This is a genomic window from Treponema sp., from assembly GCF_045657965.1.
Taxonomy (GTDB): domain Bacteria; phylum Spirochaetota; class Spirochaetia; order Treponematales; family Treponemataceae; genus Treponema_D.
This window is the reverse complement of the sequence record NZ_JAZOUG010000050.1, coordinates 1-3629: the sequence shown is the minus strand read 5'-3', so window position 1 is coordinate 3629 and position 3629 is coordinate 1. Positions and strand designations below refer to the sequence as shown.

At 40.9% G+C, this 3629-nt stretch carries 5 protein-coding genes; 4 read left to right on the top strand and 1 reads right to left on the bottom strand.

The features are described from left to right. Positions 1-242 (bottom strand): DnaA ATPase domain-containing protein (locus tag ACKI5B_RS01860; protein WP_407425259.1); only part of this gene is annotated, 242 nt, incomplete at its 3' end. A gap of 190 nt (positions 243-432) precedes the next feature. Between ACKI5B_RS01860 and ACKI5B_RS01855 the strand changes: the two genes are divergently transcribed. From ACKI5B_RS01855 to carB, 4 genes are all read left to right on the top strand, one after another. After that, positions 433-690, top strand: a complete 258-nt coding sequence (locus ACKI5B_RS01855) for a hypothetical protein (RefSeq protein ID WP_296845138.1) — start codon at positions 433-435, stop codon at positions 688-690. After that, complete coding sequence (locus ACKI5B_RS01850; RefSeq protein WP_407425257.1) at positions 687-1100, top strand: PIN domain-containing protein; 414 nt, start codon at positions 687-689, stop codon at positions 1098-1100. Before ACKI5B_RS01855 ends, ACKI5B_RS01850 begins: the two co-directional genes overlap by 4 nt. A gap of 118 nt (positions 1101-1218) precedes the next feature. Further along, positions 1219-2190 (top strand): helix-turn-helix transcriptional regulator, encoded by a 972-nt coding sequence (locus ACKI5B_RS01845; RefSeq protein ID WP_407425255.1) that lies wholly within the window; start codon positions 1219-1221, stop codon positions 2188-2190. Between the two features lie 177 nt (positions 2191-2367). Continuing rightward, the coding region (gene carB, locus ACKI5B_RS01840) for a carbamoyl-phosphate synthase large subunit (protein WP_407425253.1) at positions 2368-3629 on the top strand (1262 nt) is incomplete at its 3' end.

The window sequence follows — 3629 nt, the reverse complement described above, 5'->3', positions numbered from 1 at the left end:
CGATCCGACTTTTCCTTGCTATTTGCACAAATATAATTCCCGATTGCCTGTGCAAGATATGTTTTCCCAACACCACTTTCACCATAAATCAAAAAAGGATCGTAGAATTTTCCTGGATTCCTTGCTATTTCGACAGGCATTGTTACCACAAACTTATTAGCTTCACAAGTGATAAATGAATCAAATGTGAAATCTTTGCAAAATTTATTGTTTCTAAATTTCTTTTGCTTTGATTTTGGCATACTATTTCTCCCCAGTGTTGTTTTTATTATTGTAAACGGACTAAGTTTAATACAATAACTCTCTCTTAAAACGATAGGGCTGTAGAAAAACACACACAAAGCACAAGTTTTGTCAATAAGTTACAAGTTTAAACAAAAATCCCCAAAATGTGTTATAATATATCTAGATTTTGAATCAAGGAGGTGTTCTATGTATGCTTTAGAAGGATATATTGACGGAAATACTGTCGTTACACTTGATGACGGATTGCGTAATTTCAACGGAAGCGAGATTTTAATACGAATCGTAGAAAAACCGAAAATGCAGCCTGTCGTTCAAAAATCACAAATCACGGCAAGTGAACGCCTCAAAGGACTGAAAGCGATAAAAGGCGTACTCAAAATGAGCAAGCCGATTACCATTGCAGAAATCCGAGAAGAAAGGCTTGCGGAGCGATACGGCTTATGACAGTATTTATAGACACTAATCTTGTCCTCGATGTTATGCTTGAAAATTCCGCTTTTTTTGAAGAATCAAACTCTGTCCTTGCCTATTGCGATAAAGGCTATGATTTTTATATTTCGGCGGCATCGTGTACTGATATTTTCTATATCGTAAAAAAGACTTTAAAGGATGCGGAAGCAACGAAACAAATCATGCAGAATCTTTTAAAGACGGTGTTTGTTGCAGGTGTTGATGAAACGTGTATTCGCCGTGCATTGGATTCTGATTGGAGCGATTTTGAAGATTCTGTTCAGCATGAGGTAGCTCAGCAAATCAGGGCAGACTTTATTATCACAAGAAATCAAGCTGACTACAAAACTTCCGCTGTTCGGGTTATGACTCCGGCTGAGTTCTTGGAGTTTGTAAAAGAATAAAATAATTTTCACTCTCTCATATAATGATAGATTTGTGTGCTATAATATGAATCATGCATCGGGTGCGTAAGCGCGCTAGATAATAATTTCCTATTACGCAAACGGAGCGTAACGACGTATGAGTACACAGACAAAGATAACTTATAGAATGCTGGAACGCATTTCTCATATCCACCGCAAAATCAAAAGTGGCTGTTATCCAAACACAAAACAGCTTGCTTATGAATTGGAATCTGGACTTGCAACAATCAGCCGAGATTTAGACTACATGCGGGACAGAATGTATGCTCCAATCGAATATGATTTTACACACAAAGGCTACTATTATACAGAAGCCTTTGAACCTTCAATGCAGAATCATCTTTCAGATAAAGACTTGCGTGTTATGCTTTCGGCTAAGGTCCTTCTTTCTCATTACAAGAATACACCGATTTATGAAGAAGCCTGTTCAATGCTTGATTTACTTTCTTCAAATGCAATGGAAGGAAAAAATACAGCCTTGATGAACCGCATAGCAGTTGCACCAACTGTAGAAACAAATGTAAATCAAGAAATATGGAATAGTATTCAGGATTCATTAAATCAAAATCATATTCTTCAGTTTGATTATACAGACCGATGGGGCAAAAAAACCGAGCAACGCAGACTAAGACCATATCAGCTTGTTTTGGATGAAGGGGTATGCTATCTTTTCGGCTTCGATGAACTTAGGCAGGCAGAACGTATTTTTTCACTTGTAAGAATGAAAAATGCTGTAGTTACAGAAGATGAATTTGAACTTCCAGAAAATTATGAATTTGAAAGCCGATGTAAAGACGGTAACTTTGGAGCTGTTTTCAGCAAAAAAGCAGAGCATTATGTAATCGAGTTCTATAACGAAGCACGACTTCTTGTAAAAGAAAAAATCTGGGCTGATTCACAAGTTTTCAAGGAAGATGAAAACAAGACTACAATTGAGTTTGATTCCTCTCAGTTTTTGAAAATAAAATCATGGGTTCTTTCTAACGGATGCAATGCAAAGCCTATCAAACCAGAATGGTTGGTAAAGGAATGGAAGTGGCATATTGAAGGAATGACAAAGTTGATGTAGAGGAATTATGTAAACGCTTCAGGCGGGGCGGGCGGGATAAAATAAAAAATTGCGACAGCAATTTACCTTTCGGGTCTAAGGGCGGAGCCCTAGGAGAAAGGGGTGTGGTGAAAACCGCGTAGCGGGTTGAACCCAGGGGGAAGGCTTTCCCCCCTCATCATTTTTATCCAGAAGATTATGATTTTGGGTGGTGGTCCTAACAGAATTGGTCAGGGTATTGAGTTTGACTACTGCTGCTGTCATGCGGCTATGCAGTTGAAGGAACTAGGCTACGAGACAATCATCGTAAACTGTAACCCGGAAACTGTATCTACTGACTATGATACTTCTGACAAACTTTACTTTGAACCAGTTACAACAGAAGACGTTCTTCAGATTTATGAGAAGGAAAAGCCATTCGGAGTTATCGTTCAGTTCGGTGGACAGACTCCACTTAATATTGCACGCGAGCTTCAGGAGAACGGCGTAAACATCCTCGGTACATCAATTGACTCAATCGACATCGCCGAAGACCGCGACCTCTTCCGCCACATGATGGAAAAACTTGAGATCCCAATGCCAGAAAGCGGAATGGCAATCAACTTTGAGGAAGCTAAGGCTTGCGCTGACAAGATCGGCTACCCAATCATGATTCGTCCTTCATTCGTTCTTGGTGGACGCGGAATGGAAGTAATTTATGATGAAGCAACTTTGAAGGAATACGTTGAAAAGGCTGTTGGTGTAACTCCAGACCGCCCGCTTTTGATCGACCGCTTCCTTAAGAATGCCCTTGAATGCGAAGCAGATGCTCTGGCTGATTCAACTCACGTTTACATTCCTGCTGTTATGGAGCACGTTGAGCTTGCTGGTATTCACTCTGGTGACTCTGCTTGTGTAATTCCTCCAGTAAGCATTCCTGCTGATAACCTTGCAACAATCAAAGAATATACAAAGAAGATTGCTGAGTCTTTGCACGTTTGCGGTTTGATGAACATGCAGTACGCTATCGAAAACGGAAAGGTTTATGTAATTGAAGCAAACCCTCGTGCAAGCCGCACTGTTCCGCTTGTATCAAAAGTTTGTGACACTCAGATGGCCCGCCTTGCTACACGCATGATGCTTGGTGAATCACTTGAATCACTCGGCCTCAAAGACAAGAAGATTCCTTACTACGGAGCAAAAGAGGCTGTATTGCCATGGGCACGCTTCCCTGGAGTTGACCCAATTCTTGGACCTGAAATGCGTTCAACTGGTGAAGTTCTCGGGCTTGCTGAAAACTTCCCGCTGGCATTCTACAAGTCACAGGAAGCTGCCGGAAGCGAGTTGCCACACGCACCAGCTGCCTGGGAAAACAAGAAGGTTCTTATTTCCCTTAGCAACAAGGAAGGCCAGAAAGATCAGGTTCTCGAAATCGGAAAAACTCTGAAGAATCTCGGCTTCACACTGGTTGGAACTCAGGG

What these genes read in the sequence shown, in the direction of transcription:
- ACKI5B_RS01855 (WP_296845138.1), top strand. Translation starts at nt 433, where the DNA reads ATGTATGCTTTAGAAGGATATATTGACGGAAATACTGTCGTTACACTT.
- ACKI5B_RS01850 (WP_407425257.1), top strand. Translation starts at nt 687, where the DNA reads ATGACAGTATTTATAGACACTAATCTTGTCCTCGATGTTATGCTTGAA.
- ACKI5B_RS01845 (WP_407425255.1), top strand. Translation starts at nt 1,219, where the DNA reads ATGAGTACACAGACAAAGATAACTTATAGAATGCTGGAACGCATTTCT.